19 protein-coding genes and 1 pseudogene are annotated in these 18,023 nt (G+C 65.8%); 8 read left to right on the top strand and 12 right to left on the bottom strand.

All coding sequences use genetic code 11. From position 1 onward, the window contains the following. Positions 1-41: 41 nt before the first annotated feature. Genes JQS43_RS22175 through JQS43_RS22160 form a run of 4 tightly spaced genes read right to left on the bottom strand, consistent with a single transcriptional unit; the run spans position 42 to position 3,291 of the window. Positions 42-500, bottom strand: coding sequence for a PPC domain-containing DNA-binding protein (locus JQS43_RS22175; RefSeq protein WP_239679535.1), 459 nt, complete (start codon positions 498-500; stop codon positions 42-44). Then, positions 487-1,575, bottom strand: coding sequence for an asparaginase (locus tag JQS43_RS22170; protein WP_275580954.1), 1,089 nt, complete (start codon positions 1,573-1,575; stop codon positions 487-489). Before JQS43_RS22170 ends, JQS43_RS22175 begins: the two co-directional genes overlap by 14 nt. 35 nt (positions 1,576-1,610) lie before the next feature. Then, complete coding sequence (locus tag JQS43_RS22165; protein ID WP_239676301.1) at positions 1,611-2,288, bottom strand: hypothetical protein; 678 nt, start codon at positions 2,286-2,288, stop codon at positions 1,611-1,613. Continuing rightward, positions 2,275-3,291, bottom strand: a complete 1,017-nt coding sequence (locus tag JQS43_RS22160; RefSeq protein WP_239676300.1) for a hypothetical protein — start codon at positions 3,289-3,291, stop codon at positions 2,275-2,277. The genes JQS43_RS22165 and JQS43_RS22160 overlap by 14 nt, the downstream gene beginning before the upstream one ends. Positions 3,292-3,659: 368 nt before the next feature. On the opposite strand from JQS43_RS22160, the gene JQS43_RS22155 reads away from it, so the two are divergent. The 6 genes from JQS43_RS22155 to JQS43_RS22130 all read left to right on the top strand — a co-directional run bounded on the left by JQS43_RS22155 (position 3,660) and on the right by JQS43_RS22130 (position 9,498). Next, complete coding sequence (locus JQS43_RS22155; protein ID WP_239676299.1) at positions 3,660-4,115, top strand: hypothetical protein; 456 nt, start codon at positions 3,660-3,662, stop codon at positions 4,113-4,115. Positions 4,116-4,163: 48 nt separating this feature from the next. Further along, positions 4,164-5,566, top strand: a protein-coding gene (locus JQS43_RS22150) for an IS3 family transposase (RefSeq protein WP_239676298.1) whose coding sequence is annotated in 2 segments (ribosomal slippage) — positions 4,164-4,494 and positions 4,494-5,566 — 1,404 coding nt in all. Because the reading frame shifts where the segments join, the coding sequence is not laid out codon by codon here. Beyond that, positions 5,527-7,086: a nucleotidyltransferase domain-containing protein gene (locus JQS43_RS22145; RefSeq protein WP_239676297.1), complete on the top strand. Its 1,560-nt coding sequence runs from the start codon at positions 5,527-5,529 to the stop codon at positions 7,084-7,086. Before JQS43_RS22150 ends, JQS43_RS22145 begins: the two co-directional genes overlap by 40 nt. Next, a complete protein-coding gene (locus JQS43_RS22140) occupies positions 7,083-8,207 on the top strand; it encodes a hypothetical protein (protein WP_239676296.1) in 1,125 nt (374 codons plus the stop codon). The genes JQS43_RS22145 and JQS43_RS22140 overlap by 4 nt, the downstream gene beginning before the upstream one ends. 34 nt (positions 8,208-8,241) lie before the next feature. Continuing rightward, positions 8,242-8,694, top strand: coding sequence for an NUDIX domain-containing protein (locus tag JQS43_RS22135; RefSeq protein WP_239676295.1), 453 nt, complete (start codon positions 8,242-8,244; stop codon positions 8,692-8,694). 240 nt (positions 8,695-8,934) lie between these two features. Next, on the top strand, positions 8,935-9,498 hold the full coding sequence (locus JQS43_RS22130) for a hypothetical protein (protein WP_239676294.1): 564 nt from the start codon (positions 8,935-8,937) through the stop codon (positions 9,496-9,498). A 33-nt stretch (positions 9,499-9,531) separates the two neighbouring features. Here JQS43_RS22130 and JQS43_RS22125 read toward each other — a convergent pair whose 3' ends face one another. From JQS43_RS22125 to JQS43_RS22105, 5 genes are all read right to left on the bottom strand, one after another. Further along, positions 9,532-9,936, bottom strand: a complete 405-nt coding sequence (locus JQS43_RS22125; RefSeq protein ID WP_239676293.1) for a phosphotransferase — start codon at positions 9,934-9,936, stop codon at positions 9,532-9,534. 262 nt (positions 9,937-10,198) lie between these two features. Next, positions 10,199-10,723, bottom strand: a complete 525-nt coding sequence (locus tag JQS43_RS22120; protein WP_239676292.1) for a hypothetical protein — start codon at positions 10,721-10,723, stop codon at positions 10,199-10,201. Positions 10,724-11,191: 468 nt separating this feature from the next. Next, positions 11,192-11,380, bottom strand: a complete 189-nt coding sequence (locus tag JQS43_RS22115) for a hypothetical protein (protein WP_239676291.1) — start codon at positions 11,378-11,380, stop codon at positions 11,192-11,194. A 76-nt stretch (positions 11,381-11,456) separates the two neighbouring features. Further along, on the bottom strand, positions 11,457-12,632 hold the full coding sequence (locus JQS43_RS22110; protein ID WP_239676290.1) for an ISAs1 family transposase: 1,176 nt from the start codon (positions 12,630-12,632) through the stop codon (positions 11,457-11,459). Between the two features lie 162 nt (positions 12,633-12,794). After that, on the bottom strand, positions 12,795-14,057 hold the full coding sequence (locus tag JQS43_RS22105) for a GTP pyrophosphokinase (RefSeq protein ID WP_239676289.1): 1,263 nt from the start codon (positions 14,055-14,057) through the stop codon (positions 12,795-12,797). 403 nt (positions 14,058-14,460) lie between these two features. Between JQS43_RS22105 and JQS43_RS22100 the strand changes: the two genes are divergently transcribed. After that, on the top strand, positions 14,461-14,655 hold the full coding sequence (locus JQS43_RS22100) for a PH domain-containing protein (protein ID WP_239676288.1): 195 nt from the start codon (positions 14,461-14,463) through the stop codon (positions 14,653-14,655). Then, positions 14,604-15,188: pseudogene (locus JQS43_RS22095) on the top strand (IS256 family transposase); the annotation flags it as partial. The gene JQS43_RS22100 and the pseudogene JQS43_RS22095, both read left to right, overlap by 52 nt. Here JQS43_RS22095 and JQS43_RS22090 read toward each other — a convergent pair. The 3 genes from JQS43_RS22090 to JQS43_RS22080 are packed head-to-tail and all read right to left on the bottom strand — an operon-like array spanning position 15,133 to position 17,407. Then, the gene (locus tag JQS43_RS22090) at positions 15,133-15,483 is read right to left on the bottom strand and encodes a hypothetical protein (protein WP_239676287.1); all 351 of its coding nucleotides are present in this window, start codon (positions 15,481-15,483) and stop codon (positions 15,133-15,135) included. The pseudogene JQS43_RS22095 and the gene JQS43_RS22090 sit on opposite strands and share 56 nt — an antisense overlap. Further along, positions 15,465-16,427: a glycosyltransferase family 2 protein gene (locus JQS43_RS22085; RefSeq protein ID WP_239676286.1), complete on the bottom strand. Its 963-nt coding sequence runs from the start codon at positions 16,425-16,427 to the stop codon at positions 15,465-15,467. The genes JQS43_RS22090 and JQS43_RS22085 overlap by 19 nt, the downstream gene beginning before the upstream one ends. Beyond that, complete coding sequence (locus JQS43_RS22080; protein WP_239676285.1) at positions 16,424-17,407, bottom strand: hypothetical protein; 984 nt, start codon at positions 17,405-17,407, stop codon at positions 16,424-16,426. Before JQS43_RS22080 ends, JQS43_RS22085 begins: the two co-directional genes overlap by 4 nt. Between the last annotated feature and the right edge of the window lie 616 nt (positions 17,408-18,023).

Below are 18,023 nucleotides of genomic sequence, written 5' to 3'. Positions count from 1 at the left end.
CACCCTGTCCGTCGAATCGGGTCAATCCCAACTTGTGGTGCTCAGGCGAAGTGGAGGAGCGGCACGTCGTATAGGTCGGGGTGGCGACGGCGCTGCATCTGCGGGTGGGTGACCTCGATGATGAGCATCTCGGTGAGGAACTGAACCTTGGCTGATAGTAGGTGGCTGGTGTGGCCGGTGGCACTGTGTGCCTTGAGTCCGGCCGTGACGTGGATGTGTGGTCGGAGCTGATGGTCGGTCGGGTCGTGGGCGAGGGTGCCGCCGCCGAGAGCCTCTACTCCAGTGAGGTGGACCGCGGACCAGACCGGCGCGTGCGGGTCGTCGAGCTTGCCGCAGGTGCCGACGATCTCGGCTTCGGAGAACCCGGCGATGAACATTGGGATGTAGCCCTGCCGGATGTTGTGGTCGGCGCAGAACTGGGTCAGGGAGTCGAAGAAGTCTTCTCCGTGTTCGAGGACGAGGCCGAAGGATCGGCCCATATTCAGCTCATGACCTCGCATCAGCATCCCGTTCTACTGTGAATCCGGTGGTCTGGCTCGGCGGCCATGGCCAGGTATCGGGGTCGGCGTAGCCGCCAGCGGCTGCGAACGCGGAGGTGATCGTGTCTCGGTCGCGGGTGGTTGCCAGCAGCACGGTAAGCAGGATACGGGCCTTGTAGGGGTCGAGGAACCCGGCTCGGATTAGGCCGCGGGCGAGCAGGTCGGACTCCGAACCGGGGAACCCGTAGGTGTTGGAGAGTACCGGGCCAGCGCCGGTACGCGAGGCGAGCACCACGGGCAGACGTCGGGCCAGGTCGGCCAGTGCTGGCACCGTGGCCTCGGGTACGTGGCCGGCGCCGAACGCGGCCACGACCAGCCCGTCGTATCCTTCCGCCAGCGCCGGCCACCGTCGGCCGTCGTCGCCGAGTGTGATGGTGAGCAGGCCGACCTGCGGCCATGTCACGTCATCAGCGAGGGGTAATACATTGCGGGCGGCCAGCCGCGACAGCAGGACCGGCGTGCCCTCCACTACTCGGCCTAGCGGGCCGCTGTCGGGTGAGCAGAAGGTGGCGGGGCTGCTGGTGTGGGTCTTGCGGACTCGGCGGGCGGCGTGGATCTCGTCGCTGATCACCACGAGGACCCCCTGGCCCCGGGCGTCGGGGTGGGCTGCGGTGGTGATGGCGGCGAGCAAATTGGCTGGACCGTCGGCTCCGGCCAGGCCGGGGTGGCGCATGGCTCCGGTGACCACCAGTGGTTCCGGCCGGTCGTGCAGGAGGTCGAGGAGGTAGGCGGTCTCCTCAATGGTGTCGGTGCCCTGCACGACCACGGCGCCGCTGGCTCCGGCCTCGATCTGTTTGCGGGCGGTGGCGGCGGTGGCCGCCAGGCGGGCGAAGTCGAGCGAGGCTCCGGGTAGCCGGGCCACCTCGACGGTCTCCACGATAATGCTGGTCTCGGCCAGTCCGGGCACTGCCGCGATCAGGTCGGCGGCGGACAGCGCGGGCGTAGCGCCACCGTCCCCGGTGGGGGTCATGGCGATTGTGCCGCCGAGCCCCAGCACGGCAACGCGCCGTGGCGGGGCAGGATCGGGATGGGACATGCAGGGCTCCCTACGGTGACGGCTGCCCCGGCAGCCTATCCGTTGTGGGTCGCTACGGTGGCGACGTAGCCGCAGGCGCGGTCCACACCGGCGGTGGACAGCAGCCGGCTGTGGGGATCGGCGATCCCTGCGCTGCCGTAGGCGGCCAACTCGCCGCACCGGTGGGTCAGCCATTGCCAGTCCAGGTCGAGAAGACCGGCCAGTGCCGTCAGCCTGCCGGTTGGGGTCTTGGCGGCGATCGCCGAGCGTGCCTGTGCGTGGTCCAGCGCGTCGGCGTAGCGCTGAAGGTCGGGCTTGTTGGTGTTCACGTCGACGTGCCAGACGGCATCGATGTCGACCCAGTTGGCGATGATCGCGCAGCGCTGCCGGTCGAGCACGAAGCCTTCCAGCTGCCGGTATGCGGGGTCGAGGCATAGGTTGACCTGGATGCCGAAGGATTCCATCAGCGCCACGGCGAGCAGTAGCAGAACCCGTTCGCGTGGCGGCGATGTGGTGATCGCGGTCTCGGTGATCGAGAAGGTGCGGGTCATAGGCTCGGCTCGGCTGCGGTAGCGGTCGGCGAGGTGCTTAAGGTAGTCGTACTTGTGGGTGAACAGCAGCCAGGTGCTGGCCTCCTCGCCATGCTGTTCGCGGGTCCAGAACGCCGGCAGTCCGGCAAGGGTGTCGCAGTGGCGCAGGATGTGCCGGGCGCAGAACTCGCTACCGAGCCACATCTGTGATATTTGGCGAGGCGACAGCATCCCGGCTAGCCGACGAATGGGGCAGCGACTCGTACTGGCTGATCCAGCCGTGGCAGGCTGCTAGCTGGGCGTCATCGCCCAGCAGAGACGTTTCGAGGTTGGTTACCGCCCACAGCAGCCCAACGGTGAGGTCATCGAGCTGATACGCCCGCGGTATCGGCAGCCGGGCTTCGGCAGTGGCCACCTGGAGGCCAGCTCGGCGGCTGTCGATACCGAAGGCATCAACGTGGGTGCCTCTTTCGACTACTCCGACCAACAGCTCCCGACCCGGCCAACCCGGGGCCCCGCTGTCTGCTCCACCCTGGGGGAGAGCGGCCACGATCCGCCCGTCGTCGGCTGCGGGAAGAATGCGTGCGTTGATCACCGAGCCCGCGTGGGTGCGCCCACCGGCGACCAGCAGCGGCAGCACCGATGCGGTCGTCTGGCTGCACAGCAGCGTCGGACAAAGCGGATGCAGGTGTTCGATGGTGCGCGGGTCAAGGCAGCTGGCCCCGGTTCGGGGGGCGAACTCCAGCGCCTCGGCAGCCGAATGTCCCAGGAGCTTCCCGAGGTTGGCGGCCGGTAGGTCGGAATTATTGGCGTGCGCTTGCGGGCGGGTCGGCTGCCCCACGTGAGGTGGGCCAGCATTTAGCGCGGCTGTTACCCACCCTGCGTGGCCCTCTGGAGATGACGGGCAGATGGCCGGGCCGGCGGCTTCTCGGTAGAAGTAGAACCCGAGGTCGGCGTCGGTCCGGGCACGAAGAACAGCCCGGAATCCGAGTCGACGCGCTTTTCGTGGCCAGCGGACCCGGCCGTTTTCGACCTTGCCGATGTCGTCTTGGCTCAGGTGCTCTTTGATGCCTTCCTTCTCCCAGAGCAAGGTGTTGACCGCGTCGGCCAGCTCCCGTCGAGACATTGGGCGCGGCGCGCCGGAAGGCGAGGGCAGACGTTCGCGCGCACTACGGAATAGGCCGTTTGGCTGGTAAACGCGGCCCACGGTTGACGCCCCCTCCCCTCGCGTAGGGACCGTGACTGTGCGATGGCGAGCCACCGGTCACAGGTTTGGGTGATGTTGCCAGCATGACAATGTCACGCACTCGTCACAACCCGTCTGCCGTTCGGGGTTTCAAGGATCAGCTGGTCAGAGCGATATGCAGACGGAAATGCCGACGAGAATTCCGAGGCGATGAGGGTTCCGCTCCCCTTGGACTTTCCCCGATTGTGGACAGGGGTGCGGTAGTCCCTGACACCACGGTGGCTCCCAGTCCTCGGAACCGACTGGAGGCTGGACGGCCGTGGACTTCCCTGGGGGAGGAAGGCGGCAGGAACATCTGTACGAGTCGGTACCGAAGGGAGGACCCCGCCATGGATTCCCAGATGGTCCTGGCCTTGAGCGGACCGGACAACGTGGGCAAGTCGACTCAGCTGCGCATCCTGACTCGGCGTTGCCTGCCGAAGGCTGGCTCGGCCGGCGCCCTGCACGAATATGATCCCAGGTGGCCGGCCATCGTCGCGGGCGGAATGGCAACCTGGTGGTTCACGGCATCAAGCATCGAGGAGCTTGCCGATGTACTGGCCGCTTCGTACCTGAACCGGCACGCCGACATCGAACACCGACCAGAGCCTCAGCTACTCGACCGTGGAGTGCCGATGCTCGAGGCGTGTCTTGCTGCCACGATCTCGGTGCGAGAAGGTCTGACCGAGGACGACGCCTACCGCGAGGCACTGCGCCTGCTGCACCGATACCATTCCAGGCTCCAGGCTGCTGAGCGGCGCGAAACCCCTATCTGTCAGGCTCGGGTGGGACATGGGACAGGGTAATCTCCTGAACTGACCATCGAGCAGGGCGAGACAGGACCATCGAGAGCGATGACCATGAGTAATGCCGATCTGGAGCCGCGGGCTGAGCGCCCCAAGCGCAGGGTGTTCACCAACGAGTACAAGCTGGCGATCGTGGCTGAGTACGACGCGCTGACCGAGTCGGGTGCCCGCGGGGCACTGCTACGCCGCGAGGGCCTGTACCACTCCCATCTGATCGAGTGGCGCAAAGCGCGCGATGCCGGTGCGTTGTCCGGGCCGACGCCGAGGCCGGGACGCAAGCCCCAGCGCAGCCGGGAGCAGGTCGAACTGGAGCGGCTACGCCGTGACAACGAACGAATGGCCGCGGAGCTGGCGCGTACCAAAGCCGCGCTTGACGTGGTGGGAAAAGCACACGCGCTCTTGGGGATGCTCTCCGAGAGCGCGGAGCCGACGCGCGAAAACAGGTCGAGCAGGTGATCGAGGAAGCGTTTGTCGAGTTGGCGCCGGTCACCGGGATCAAGCAGGCATGTCGGCTGTTGGGTAAGCCGCGTTCCAGCCACTACCGCAGGTTACGGCCAGCGCCAGCGGGTCAGGCCCGGCCGCCGCGGCCGGCTCCGCCCAATGCGTTGAGCCGCGCTGAGCGGGATCAGGTGGCTGCGGTGCTGCACTCGGAGCGGTTCGCCGACAAGTCCCCGGCGCAGGTGTGGGCCACCCTGCTCGACGAAGGTGTCTACCTGTGTTCCGAGTCGACCATGTACCGCATCCTGCGCGAACGCGGCGAGGTGCGGGAGCGGCGCCGCCAGGCCCAGCACCCGCCGCGGGTGCGCCCGGAGTTGGTCGCCCACGGGCCCAACGAAATTTGGTCCTGGGATATCACGAAGTTGCATGGTCCGCATCGGGGTGTGTACTACGACCTGTACGTCATGATCGACATCTACTCCAGGTATGTGGTCGGGTGGCAGGTCGCCGCCCGCGAGTCCGGTGAGCTGGCTGAAGAGTTCATCGCCGAGGCGATCGCCCGCATCGGTGTCGCGCCCAGGGCGGTGCACGCTGACCGTGGCACTGCCATGACCAGCAAACCGGTCGCCGCGCTGCTGGCCGACCTGAACATTGACCGTAGCCACTCCCGACCGAAGGTGTCGAACGACAATCCGTTTTCGGAGGCGCAGTTCAAGACTCTCAAGCATTGTCCGGCGTTCCCCGGCCGGTTTGGATCCATCGCTGACGCCCGCGCGTTCTGCGCCGAGTTCTTCACCTACTACAACCATGATCATCGACACCGCGGGATCGGGCTGCACACCCCCGCGTCGGTCCACTTCGGCACTGTCGAGAAGATCCGCGAGGAACGGGCCAAGGTCCTCGACGCCGCCTACGCCGCCAACCCGGACCGGTTCCGTAGCCGACCCACGCCACCGACCATCCCCGGAGCGGCATGGATCAACGAACCACCAGCGACCACACAGACATCGTGAGTAACACGTGTCTCAACGAGCTTGACAGCTTCCGAACCGGCGTTGTACTGCTGCACTCGCTCGATCCGACAGACGATGCCGAACGGAGCCTTGCCCGGGAGCAGAACGCCAACGACGTGTACCGCAGGTACCAACATCACCTCTCCCGGCAGGTCCTTCGCCTTGTCAACGACCGGCGCTTCGCCCACATTGTTCTCGTCGACGACAGGCCGATCATGTCCATTCAGGACAAAATTCGCGCTGTCTTCGCCCGACACATGACTGAGCCATCGCCACCGGCCGGTCTTTCGAGAGCGACCATTGTCGCGCTGGGAGGAATGTCGGAGAGCGGCAAGAGCAGCGCGGCGTGGTGGCTACAGCAACGTCATGGATTCACCCGGCTGAAAATCGGCTACCTGTTGGAGCAGGCGGCAGCCCGCCACGGGGTTGAGGATGTCTACTCCCTCGACGAAACCACCCAGGCGGAGGTCTTGGTGGACAGCCTTGATCGGTTCCTAGCGGCACACTACTTCTCCGACCACCTCACCATCGAGTCGCTTCACCGCTACCACGCAACCACCGCACTGCAGGCCCTGCTCGGCCCGACCCTGACCACGGTATACGTGGACACACCCGAGGATCTTCGGCAGAAGCGCGGATCCGTCGGTGCGCAGGAGATCGCTGAACGGGACCAGGTCAAGCGATCACGCGGCGCGCATCGGATCCGCGGCATCGCCGACCTCGTGCTCCGCAACGACCGATCGGCCCTGCACCTCTACCACGCGCTTGACCGGTTCGCCGTCTCGCTGCGCCAACCGGGCAAGTCGCCACAGGCACGACCCACGACCCAGCTCGCGGCGCCTCCACAGGTGACCACCCACCTTGAGCGCCTTGTCCAGGACCTGACTACGCGAGCAACGACGCTCGAGATGATCGCGGTTACCGGTAGTGGAGGCCGAGGCAAGTACCAGCACGGGTGGAGTGACCTGGACATTCTGATCGTAGCTGGCGATGAGGCCATGCCCGCGATCGGCGACGCCCTAGCCAACCTTCGCCGAGGCGTCAACGGCGTGAAACTTGGACTCACCGTCGTCACAAGGCAGGAGTGCCTGGCTGGCGCACTGACTCCCCGTCTTATCCATACGTTGCGCCAACTCGGCACGGGCGCGCTCGGTGTGCAATGGCGTGCCCCGGGTTTTGATCTACCGTGTCCAAGCGCGGCCACCGATGCTCTGACCAGCCACGCCGATGGCCCAGCCAGCGCGATAGAGCTGCGGCGCCAACTGCTGAGCCCAATCCTCGACAAACGGGCGGTCTTCAAGCTCGCCGCGCTGCTCGCCAAGGTGATGCTTCGGCTGGAACACCAGGACCACTCAGACGACGATCGCGCCCTGCGGGCCTTCGACGAAGCGCACCCATCTGCCTTCGACCCGAGCCTCCTAAACACAGCCCGCACCAGTGATACGGACTCGCGAGCCCTCGCCCGCGCCGTTCTGAACGCCTGGCTGGACACCCTCGCCACGGAAGCGCCGAGCTCGTGAACGCTAAGTTCGTCAAGGTGATGTCCCCCGAACAGGCCGCCGCCGAGACAAAGGGTTGGCACGCCGTGCGAAATGTTCTTCGCGTACCGCACCTACTCGGGTGGAATCTGCACGAGCGCTACCACACCGTCGTCTACGAGGACGTGTTCGCCAACGGCCGCTGCGAGCACCTCCTCGGCGACTGCATCGCTCTGGCCGACCATGGCCTGACCGATGGAACCCCTGTCCAACAGCTAGTGGCAGGCGCCTGCGCCGATCTGGTGCGGAGCGTGGCGCAGCACGGCGAACAGGCCGCCCTAGCCGACAGCGTCACGACGCTTCATGCTCCTCGGCTGCGCCGAGGAGGCCGACTCGACCTCTGGTACGCCCCTGACAGCATCCTGAACATCGGAGGCACTCGCGTCACAGTCGCCGATCTTGCCGCCTTCGAGCTCGTGGTCAACGGTGAACGGCGCCGCCTCGACATCACCGCCATCATCGAACAGTCCCGGCAGCGTCTTCACCTGCGATCGTGCTGGATGACCGCCCTCACACAGGGCGACCCCACCGAACCGAACATCGCCTACCCCAAGACATGGCTAGACTTCGAACACGCCGGCCGCAACATTCTCGCTGCAGACGTCGCTAACCTGCTGTGGTACCTACTCGGCATGGGCGGTTGGCTTGTCCCCAAGTACCAACCAGATGTCTACCAGCGCACCCTTCGCCACCGGCTCCCGCCTGTCACCACACCCGTGGCCTCCCACCTCGAAGTCTCCCAAAGGCACCGGCGAATCGATGTAGGCGCTCAATGGCGCGTCGGACCCGGCCGAGCGGCAGCGCTCGAAACCCTCACCGCTCAGCTGCGTGGACAACTGGGGCAGGCATGCACCGACGGTAGTGCCGACCTGCTGGGCTGTCTGCGCCCCTTTCTGGTCACGCGGATACTTGGAGTCATCCACCTCGCGACGCTCGACGGGATGGACACCGCCCTGTGCCTGGCAAAGCTCGCCCAACTCCAAGATCTTCAAACAGGACTCGGCAGCCTCTTGGCAGATCTTGTTGTACATCCAGGCGACTCCGGTAGCCTCGTCTGCCAGACAAGAGTCCGCCGTTCATGCTCGGCAAAGGATTCCAGCTGAAGCGGAAATGCCATCTGACTCGAGGAGGTCGGCGATGATCGAACGCGTCCGCGGGGTTCTCATAACCCCCACCAACGAACTCGTCACCATTCGCCGCCAACGCCCCGACACCCCCACATACTGGGTTCTTCCCGGGGGACACGTGGAATCCACCGACGACACTCTCGAACAGGCCCTTCACCGCGAGATACGCGAAGAACTGGGCGGCACCGCCAGTCTCCACAGCCTCATTCACGTGCTGGACGGAGACGAAGACCGACAGCACATCTACCTCGGCAGCATCCACGACTGGTCTCTCGCTGACCGCAGCGGGCCAGAGTTTGCCGACCACGGACGGGGCAGCTACGACCTCCACCTTGTCCCGTTCACCACCGCCGGACTCGCTTCGATCGACCTCAAACCCGACGCGGTCGCCCGCCTACTTGCCCAGACCATCAGGGACACGATCGACCCCTTCGACCTCCCCGACCTACGAACTTCACTATAGACAAGAAACCCTCGGTTCGCTCGACCGAAGCCTCGCAGCCGCGGAGTCTGGGCATGACTCGATTTTTACGGTCATCCGGCGACCGGCCATGCGAACTGATGCGACCTCTGCCCGTCTACCGTCGGGATCTTGATAATCTGCGGTCGACCGTGCGGTCGGCGACGCGATGATCTGCGCGGCTGATCGGCCGGTGGGTCGGCTGGCCGCCGCAGCCGAGTGTCGGTCTGTAACATGAGGCGAATGTCCGGCCTCCTGGCGATCACTCTCAACGCGAGACTACGGCCGCTGGACCGTGGGGAGATCTTCGAGGACCCTCTGCAGGAGATACTCGACGTTGAGGCACCGGGCAGTCAGGTCTGCGGTGGCGGCACACAGATGGCCGCCAACGGCGAGCCGAGTTGTTGCGACATCGACGTGGAGCTGCACGGTGACCAAGAGGCTGGTCTCCGCTTGGTGGTCCACACACTCGAGTCGATCGGGGCGCCGAAGGGGTCGACCGCACGGCTCGGCGACCGAGAGCCAGTGTCGTTTGGTGTCGCCGAAGGGATTGGCCTTTACCTCAACGGCACCGACTTGCCCGAAGAGGTGTACGCGACGAGCGACGTCAACGAACTCATCAGCGCCCTTCAGAGTCGGCTCGCCGACCGAGGCCGCATTTTCTCGTACTGGCAAGGCCCCACCGAGACCGCCCTGTACTTCTACGGCCAGTCAGCGGCCACCATTCGTGACCTGATACAGCCCGTGCTCGCCGAGCACCCACTTGCCCAAAACCACCGCCTGCTGTCCATCACACCGCGCGGCTGACGCGCAGGTACCGGTGGATAAGGGCCACTCGCATCACGGGGCTTCGGCTGTCGCGTGCAGCCGCGCCCGCGCCTGCTCCCAGGTGGCCGTGAGCATGGCCAGTCGGGCGCGCAGCGGATGGCCAGGTTCGAGTTCGCCGTGGGTGCGTAGCTCACGGGTGGTCACCATCGCCACGTTGACCCAGAACCCGGCCACGGCGGCGCGATCGGTGCCGACCACTTCGGTGATCCGGTGCCGTGCGTCGGGGATGTTGCCGAGCAGCACCCACATCAGCGCCAGGTCGAAGCAGGGCAGGAACAGGCCGGTGAACTCGAAGTCCAGCAGCCCGGTCACCGTCGGCCGCGTTTTAGGGGCCGGTGGCTGGTGCAGCACGTTGGTCGGCAGCAGGTCTCCGTGAGCCATCCGCAGCGACCCTGCCGCCTCGGTCAAGACCGTCAACGCGTTTGTCGTCCTGGTCGAGCAGTGCGGAGCCGGCAGGCCTCGGCGTCCCGTTCGGCGGTAGCCGTGCTGCGGGTGTAGCGGCCGCGGCCGTCACGGGTACGGGGGTTGTCACCGTGGTCGGATGTCACCATGGCGCGATTCCTCCGCAGGGTGTCGCGCCCGGCCCGTGACCAGCGGCTGTGGTTGTGAGTGTATCGACGTGGCCGGCCACCGCCGGTGCCTCTGATGGGCTGGCGTCCGCGGGATCAGCCGGCCAGGGTCACCAGACCCCTGGCGGCGGTGGCGGGGCCTTTACCGGTGCCCGCCACCGCCAATGAGGCTCGTCGCTGCTCGGGTTGGTTCGCCGGCCGCAGGCGCAGGTCCAGTCGTCGCCGGGCCACAGGTCTAGGAGTAGTTCCTCGGCGGTCGGACGTTCGCGGCCGGGCGGGCCGTGCTCAACCTGCACCTCGTAGGGCTTGTTGGCCTCCAACAACGCCGGAAGGTTCAGCCGGCGTCTGCTGCCGTAGTCGTCGATGATCGCGTAGCCGAGGGCGCGGTAGCTTCGCGGTAGTCGGATGGTGGCGAAGTTGTGTCCCTCGCGCCGTTCCAAGTTGACGTATGCCGGCTCCCCGGGCTTGAGCCGTTCGTGGTGCTCCAGCCTCTCCCGGACGTCCGTCCTCGCGGCAAGCTCGTTGGTGCGGCGGTGAGCGCGTACCCCAAGGACGCCGCCGACGGCACCGATCGTTCCGCCGACAGCGCCGATGATGCCACCAACTGCGCCGAATAAGCTGGGCCAGTCCGACATGGTCGATCACGTTAACAGCTCGCCTCGGCCAGCGTGGGGGCACCGCAACGGTACGGGCATCAGCCTCGGGTTTACATTCTGCGCGCACCGCGGCGGGCGCTAGACTCGCCCCGCTGACGAGCTCACGGGCAGGAGGACTGGATGACCAATGATCGCCGAGGTGAGACGGAGAACCTTCGGGCACTGCTGAGACTTCTTAATCAACTGGATGGATGACTCGGCCTCGTGGCCGTTGCCCCGGGGGAAGGCGCCATCAGGTACAGCCTGGCTCACCCCTGGCCGGTGACGACCGGGCCTCGTACTCGTACCAGGTGAGCCACCGAGCGTGGCTCGGAGTTACAGCAGCTCCTGCTGATGCTCTTGTATGACTCCTGTTCGGATCATCGGGCCTGTTCCAGGCCCTACCCGACCCTCAGGGTTGACCGGCATGTCGCTGACCTCCATCACGCTTCGTGTTGATGAGCCGGTTTAGTCGTGTACGTTGTCGATGAAGACGACCTCACCATCCTCTGGTGGGCATCCTTGGATAGTCTCCCAGCCTTCGAGCGTATGAAGCTGCTCCTCGGGAATGAAGAGATAGCTCACTCTAATGTCTCTGCCGTGCAAAATCGTTCCGTAGTTAGGGAAGTTGACGCCGCGCTCGTCGTTCTCAAGCACCGGAGTAACTCCACGCGGCCAGACCAACAACTTGGAAACACCATCCCGGAGGTACATCAGGGCCCCGGCAAAGTCGTTAGGTGATGCCGAGTAGCGCAAGTGGGCGGGTGCTGTCGCGGGCGTGGTGGCGGTTGGCGGCGGCAATGTTGGTGACGCCGGTGATGCGCAGGATGCCGATGGCGGCGTTTCGTAGGGCGGCCATGACCTGTGGTCCGGTTCGGGTGCGGATCTGGGATCGGTCCTCGTCGTAGGTGACATCGCGTACCCAGTGCAGTTTGTTCTCGATCGACCAGTGGCCGCGTATCCAGGCGGCCAACTGGGCCGGTCTGGCCTGGTGCACGTTCAGGCTGGTGATCGCGTAGACGGTCTCGGTGGTGAACCGTTTCGGCTGGTCGAGGCGGCGTCTGCGGCGGCGGATCTGCAACGCCTGGGCGGCGTGCGGGAACCCCAGCCCGCCAGGGGTTTGTACGGTGAGGGCCTTGAGGGTGCGGATCTCGCGGCGGCCGTGGCCACGGCCCTCGTCGCGGGTGGCCTGTGGAACGGCTCGCCACGGTAGGGCAGCCAGCTGGGTGTGCAGGCTGGGCTGGTTGGCCTTGACGGTGAGGATCCAGTGCGCGCCACGTTCGGCGAGGTAGGCGACGTGGTCACGTTGGCAGTGCAGGGCATCGAGGGTCACGATGGTCTCGCGCAGGTCACTGATCTGGTCCAGCAGAGGCTGGAACCGGGTGATTTCGTTGGTCTTGCCGTTGACGTCGGTGCTGGCCAGTGCGACGCCGGTGGCCTGGTCGAGCGCGGCCATCACGTGCCGGGCAGGAGCATCGCGGCTGCGGGAGCCTCGTAAGGTTTTGCCGTCGACCGCGACCGCCCGCCTGGTCGGCGGCGCTGCCGTGGCGAGCCGGTTGGCCAGCCAGCCGCTGACCGCGGCCGTTAGCAGGTTCGGGTCCAACGATTGCAGTAGCCGGCGGATCATCGCCTCCGACGGGCGCCGATCAGGGTCCATGCCCAACGCCGCCACCGTGGCCGCTGGCGCGTCGGCGACCCACTCGGCGATCGCCACATAGGAGCGGCAGCCGGCCACCACGGCGCAGACCGCCGCGCTGACCACCACCGTCAGCCGGTGCCGCACACCGCGACGGGCGCGAGGGTCGGGCAGATAGCCCAACGCGGCGGGCAACCCGACCGCGGTCTGCGAGACGGTGGCAGGCGGTTGCTGAGACAGCGAACAGATCAGTGATGATGGGAGTGCGGGCATGGCTCACTTCAGGTAGATCAGCAAGGCTTCGAGAACCTCGATGATCTTCTGAACCGGTCATGCCCGCCCTGCTACCACCGGCACGGGCGCGTCTACGCCAACCCCATCAACCCGGACACCGCGCGACTTTGCCGGGGCCCTGGGTGGTCGGCCGACTGCGCATCACTCCTTGTCGTCGGATTCTGAGATCCTACGCTGGATTTCACCAATGATGGTGTCGACACGTCGCGAAACCTGGACCAGGTAGTCGGCGCCGGGTCGCTCCACTGCGTGGATTACTTGGTTCCTCAGCCGTCGCAGTTGGTCAAACTCCACTATGAGCTCAGGAGGAATTACGCCAAGGTCTTTTAGCTGTCGGCCGGCTTGAAGGAGCGGCCGCTCGGCCCCCTTCGCAACTGCCAGCTCTCTAATCAACTTCTCGAGCTCAATCCAGCGAGCCATGAAGATCCCCAAAGCGGCGGATTCTTCTTCGGCCGTTCCAGATTCGACCGCAACCCGGTCGATGTGAAGTGAATTGTACACTCGATATCGGGCAGCATCTTCCGCTAGCAGGACGTCAACTATTTGCTCCGCCAGAGGGCGCAACTCAACGTTTCCGTGCAATGAGTCCAAGTGGGGGGCAAGGTGCTCCGGAGTGTTGAGGCCAAGATCGGTTATGAAATCGAAGAGAAAGTCGACTCGCCCTAGCCCTGCCTCGCTGATCGGCTCCTGAGTCTTTGCCTCCATGCGGCCTATTAGGTGGGCGGCCAGTTCAAAATGATTGGCGAAGATCCTCCCACTGGTTGCGACCCTACCCTCGCCAGCCTTCTGGAGTTGCTCAAGTGCGATCTCGCCAGCAATAACTAAGCCGTTGAGTTGGTCCAAAATGGCGCTTTCCGCATCGGATAGGTATTCTGTTAGTGGCTTATAGGCTAGATCGTGTTCGACCTCTGCCCAAGCATGCATCAGAACGGACGCAACTTGGATCTCGATCCTAGCTGTCGCGTATCGCTTCTCCGAGTCGCCTAGTTCTTGCTCCCTAAGCTGCACACGATAATGGGCAGCCGAGTAGCCGGTGAAGCGCTTATCGGGTCGTAGCTTTCCAAGCTCCGGGAATTCCTTCTTCAGGTGGACATGGAACAGCTTGTGAATCGCCGAGTGAACCTGCTCTCGCTCTGCAGGGAAGTAGAGGGCTACCCGCACCCCTGCTAGATCGACGATGTCCTCAACAATGTGGGCGACGGACGCGTAGCCCCCGTTCTGCCGTTCTCGTTGTCGACACTTCTCTCGCAGGCGCGGGATTGATTTCGCTCGTGAGGTCACGATGCAACGGATGCCGGCCGCATGTAATGCTGATTCAAGCTCCTGAGCTCCGAGACGCGCTGCCTGGGCATAGAAGTCGTATTCCTTGGTGTATCGATCAACGAAATCCTCGATAAATCCCACGGGGCCTGCCTATCCAGAGCAGCGACCGACATCGCCAGATCACAGTACCAGCGGGCTGCGGATCTAGATACGACCGGACGGGAGTACGATGCGACCGGACGTCGTCTTGATCCACGATCAGGGACGCTCCGTGGGCATGGTCGGTGGCAGATGTACCAACTGACCAATCGGCCTCTTCGCATTGGTCGAGTCGCAGGCGTACCTCCGCATGGTCGGCGTTTTGCATACGGATCGATGCCGAGCACCAGCGCCGCACGCGAGTGGTGCGCGGCGATCCACCGCCAGTTGCTGTACGCGGACGGCTCGCGCCGGGCGTCGAGCTCTACCGTGGGCCGGGCTTTGCCGGTTCGGGGACTGTCATTAGGAGGGTGTAAGTCCGAAATATAGGACAAGGAGACACCCGGTGACGACCAAGACCAGGACCGCGATGACGGCGGGCGAGGGCCACGGCCTCGCCTGGGCGCCGGCGGTGCTGCACCAGCCGGAAGGACCTAAAGGTGAGGCGGCTGCGGCGGCGTTGGACCCGCAGCTGGTGGCCCGGCTGGCCGGGCGCAGGGCGTGTCGCTGCTGGGCCGCGACGGGCTGCTGCAGCAGCTGACCAAACGGTTCCTGGAGGCCACGCTGGCAGCGGAGATGGACGAGCATCTCGGCTACGGCAAGCACGAGCCGGCCGGTCGTGATGGCGCCAACAGCCGTAACGGCTGCCGGTCCAAGACGTTGCTGACCGAGGTCGGCCCGGTCAGGGTGGGCGTGCCACGCGACCGGGACGCCAGTTTCACCCCGCAGATCGTGGCCAAGCGGCAGCGGCGGATGGGCGGCATCGACGATCTGGTGATCAGCCTGACCGCCAAAGGGTTGACCACTGGTGAGGTGTGCGCGCATCTGGCCGAGGTGTACGGCGCGACGGTGTCGCGTGATCACATCTCGACGATCACCGACCGGGTGCTGGGGATCATGGGCGAGTGGCAGAACCGGCCGCTGGATCCGATCTACCCGGTGATTTTCATCGACTGTATCCACGTGAAGATCCGCGACGGGCAGGTCGCCAACCGGCCCGTCTACGTGGCGCTGGCGGTTACCGCCGACGGTGGGCGGGAGATCCTCGGGCTGTGGGCCCGGCGAAGGGGCGAAGTACTGCCGTGCGGAGTGGGCCGACGTGGCGCGGTTGGTGTTGCAGCTTCGGCACCGGTGCCGGCGGTGGCGCTACCTCGAACGCCCGGTAGATCGTTATCTCAGCGGGGAACTTGCCCGCCCAGAACGGGTCCGGGTCCACAAGGACCTTCACCACCGCACGCTGGCCGGCGACCGTGCCGGACAACACTAGTGCTTTGCCGTTGTCGTGCAGCACCGTGTCCACCTGGGCGTCAGGCAGGGCGGCCCGTATCCGGGCGCGCAGCGGTGGGTCGATCACGCCAGCACTCGCCATGCCGCCTGCTCCCTCTCCTCGACCGCATCAGGTGCGACGGCCACGTCCATCGCGTCGACCGCCGCGTTAATGGTCATCCGCCCGGTCACGGCTGCGGCGACCAGCGGCAGGCACCGCTCATAGTAGTAGTGGGACACCCCATGCCCGGCGCTGTGACGCTGCTCCACCAGCCGATACATCCAGAACGGCAACCGGCGTGCCTGTCCGGCCCGGCTACCGTTTGGCACCGGCCACCGCTGATGTATCCGCCGATGCCCGGCGGCGAACCGCCGCAACCCGGCCAGGGTGCTCGCTGCTTGCCCGGTCATCGACGCCGCCTGCGGGATGCGGTGATACACCGTCGTGGCCGCCGGCAGGTGAAGGAGACGCCACCCGGCACCGCGTACCAGGTCGAGCCACATCGCCCAGTCGTCCTGCACCCCGTCATGCCGATGAAGCATCGCGGGGTCGAACCTGCGCGCGACGACTGAGGTCACCGGGATCATGTTCGTCACGTCGAACAGTGCGGCGTCGAACGGGTAGTCGAACCGGTACCGTGCCGAAACGGGTTCTTCGGAGCCGAGGTGATGCACGCGGTCGGCGACTAGGCAGGTCGTGTACACCAGGTCCAACCCGCTGTCGAGACCGTCCAAGGCCACGGAGAGATGATCGGGGAGCCACAGGTCATCGTCGTCAAGGAACGCGACGAACCGGCCACGAGCAGCACCTATGCCGCTGCGGCGAGCCGCCGTCAGGCCCTTGTTCGTAGGCAGGGTGATTAGCCGCACCGGGAGCCGGTCGCCGAACTCAGCCACCACACCGGCAACGTCCGGCCCGCCATCGTTGACGACCACCGCCTCCACCCCGTCCACGCCCTGTACGCAGATGCTCGCCAGCGCCGCGCGTAGCGGCTCGGGACGCGCGTAGGTGCACACCACCACGCTGACCAGCGGACGCCGCCTCATCGGGGCACCGCCTCGGCAACGTTGACGAGCAACGGGGAAGGGTCGCCCCGATGCGTGAACCGGACAACCTCGGCCCCTGCGGCGGCGACCTGCGCGGCCAGGACCACGCTATCCCGGCCGAAGGCGGCGACATCGCGGTGTGGGAAGGGAAGGTGCCGCTGGTGGAGCCGCTGATCCTCTATCCAGTCGGTACGCCCATGCCCAGCCAGCTCCGACGCAGCGGCCTGAGCCGGCACCATCTCCACCACGCCTTCCCGCTGCCCCGGCCCGGCGTAGGAGGGGAACACCACCGTCAGCCGCCGACCGGCCAGCTCGACCAGCACCGGGTTCGCCTGTCCGAGCCGGCCGAAGGTGTAGTAGACCGCCGCGTCGGAGGCGTACCGGGCGACGGGCGTGGCTGCTCGCCACATCTCCGCGTTGATCCCGTTGGAGTCCCAGGGCGGCGGCAGGCGGTCGATCAGGTCGACGTACGTACCCACCTTCAGTGGGATCGGGGTAGGCAAGGAGGTGGCCACCAGCCCAGCCTCGCCACGCCAGACGATCAGGTGGTCGTTGGACAGCCACCGCCACCCGTGATCGAGTACCGCGCGCAACGCAAGCGTCGTCTTCCCACCACGCTTGTCCGCGGCGAACACGATGGCCTGGTCGTCGTGGTAGACAGCCGACGCGTGCAGCATCCCGTAGCCTGCCCGCTCACAGGCATCGAGGAAGATCTCCCGCACACACTTGCGGGTCGTGATCGCCAGATCCGTCTCCCGTGTGGCCCACAGGATGAGCGAGCGGCCGGCTAGGTCCGGCTGGTAGCCCACCCCGAAGCGGTTCACGGCAACGCCGCGAGGCGGTGCCTGCGCATAGGCGACAATCGTCCACATCGGCTCACTGGGGCCCGACTCCACCGGATAGAACTCGGCAATCAGCTGATGCACCAGCGTACAATCGGATTCGACCGCCACGGCCACACCGCCCAGCCCCACGATCACGGGCGCCACCTCCATGTTGTCCTGGCTCTACGAGAAGCCGCACACTACCGTCCGCGTCCGACAGGGCACAACATGTTTGATCGAACGATGTGAGGGTCATGCGCGTTTCGCCGGCCGCGTCGCCGCGAAGGTCGAGCCCAAGCTCCCTGGCGAGCGGCTGAAGCGAGCGGTTCGCGGGCGTCTTTGGCGTCGGCTGCACAGGCTGCGGCTTGGTCAGGGTCACCGTTGTGGCGTGTAGACGGTAAGCTGGAGCTGGCACAGGACCCCCGGGCGGGTCCGTTCGGTGTGCGCCAGCCCGTCCACTGCCCCGAGAAGCCGTTTGCAGGCGTCGGCCTAGTCCGACATTGTCGCCACAGGTGGTCACTACGGAGCGCCAGTGCATGCTAGGCGAGGGCGGCGGCCCATCCAGGCCCGCCGCGGTCACGCAAGACACCTGCCCCGCGAAGCAATCCGCCTGTTCCTCTGTGCGCAGGTAGGTGCCGCGATCACCTCCGGTGAGCGCGGCCCCGCGGACCCCCGGCGATCAGTCAGACTGGCCTCGGTGGGAATCCAAGTGCACTGGTACGGCAGGCAGGAGGACTTGTGTGTGAGCTCAATGGAGACCGCCTCAGCGCTC

Source organism: Natronosporangium hydrolyticum, assembly GCF_016925615.1.
GTDB lineage: Bacteria > Actinomycetota > Actinomycetes > Mycobacteriales > Micromonosporaceae > Natronosporangium > Natronosporangium hydrolyticum.
Note: the sequence above shows the minus strand (reverse complement) of the source record. Positions and strands in the feature narration are given on the sequence as shown.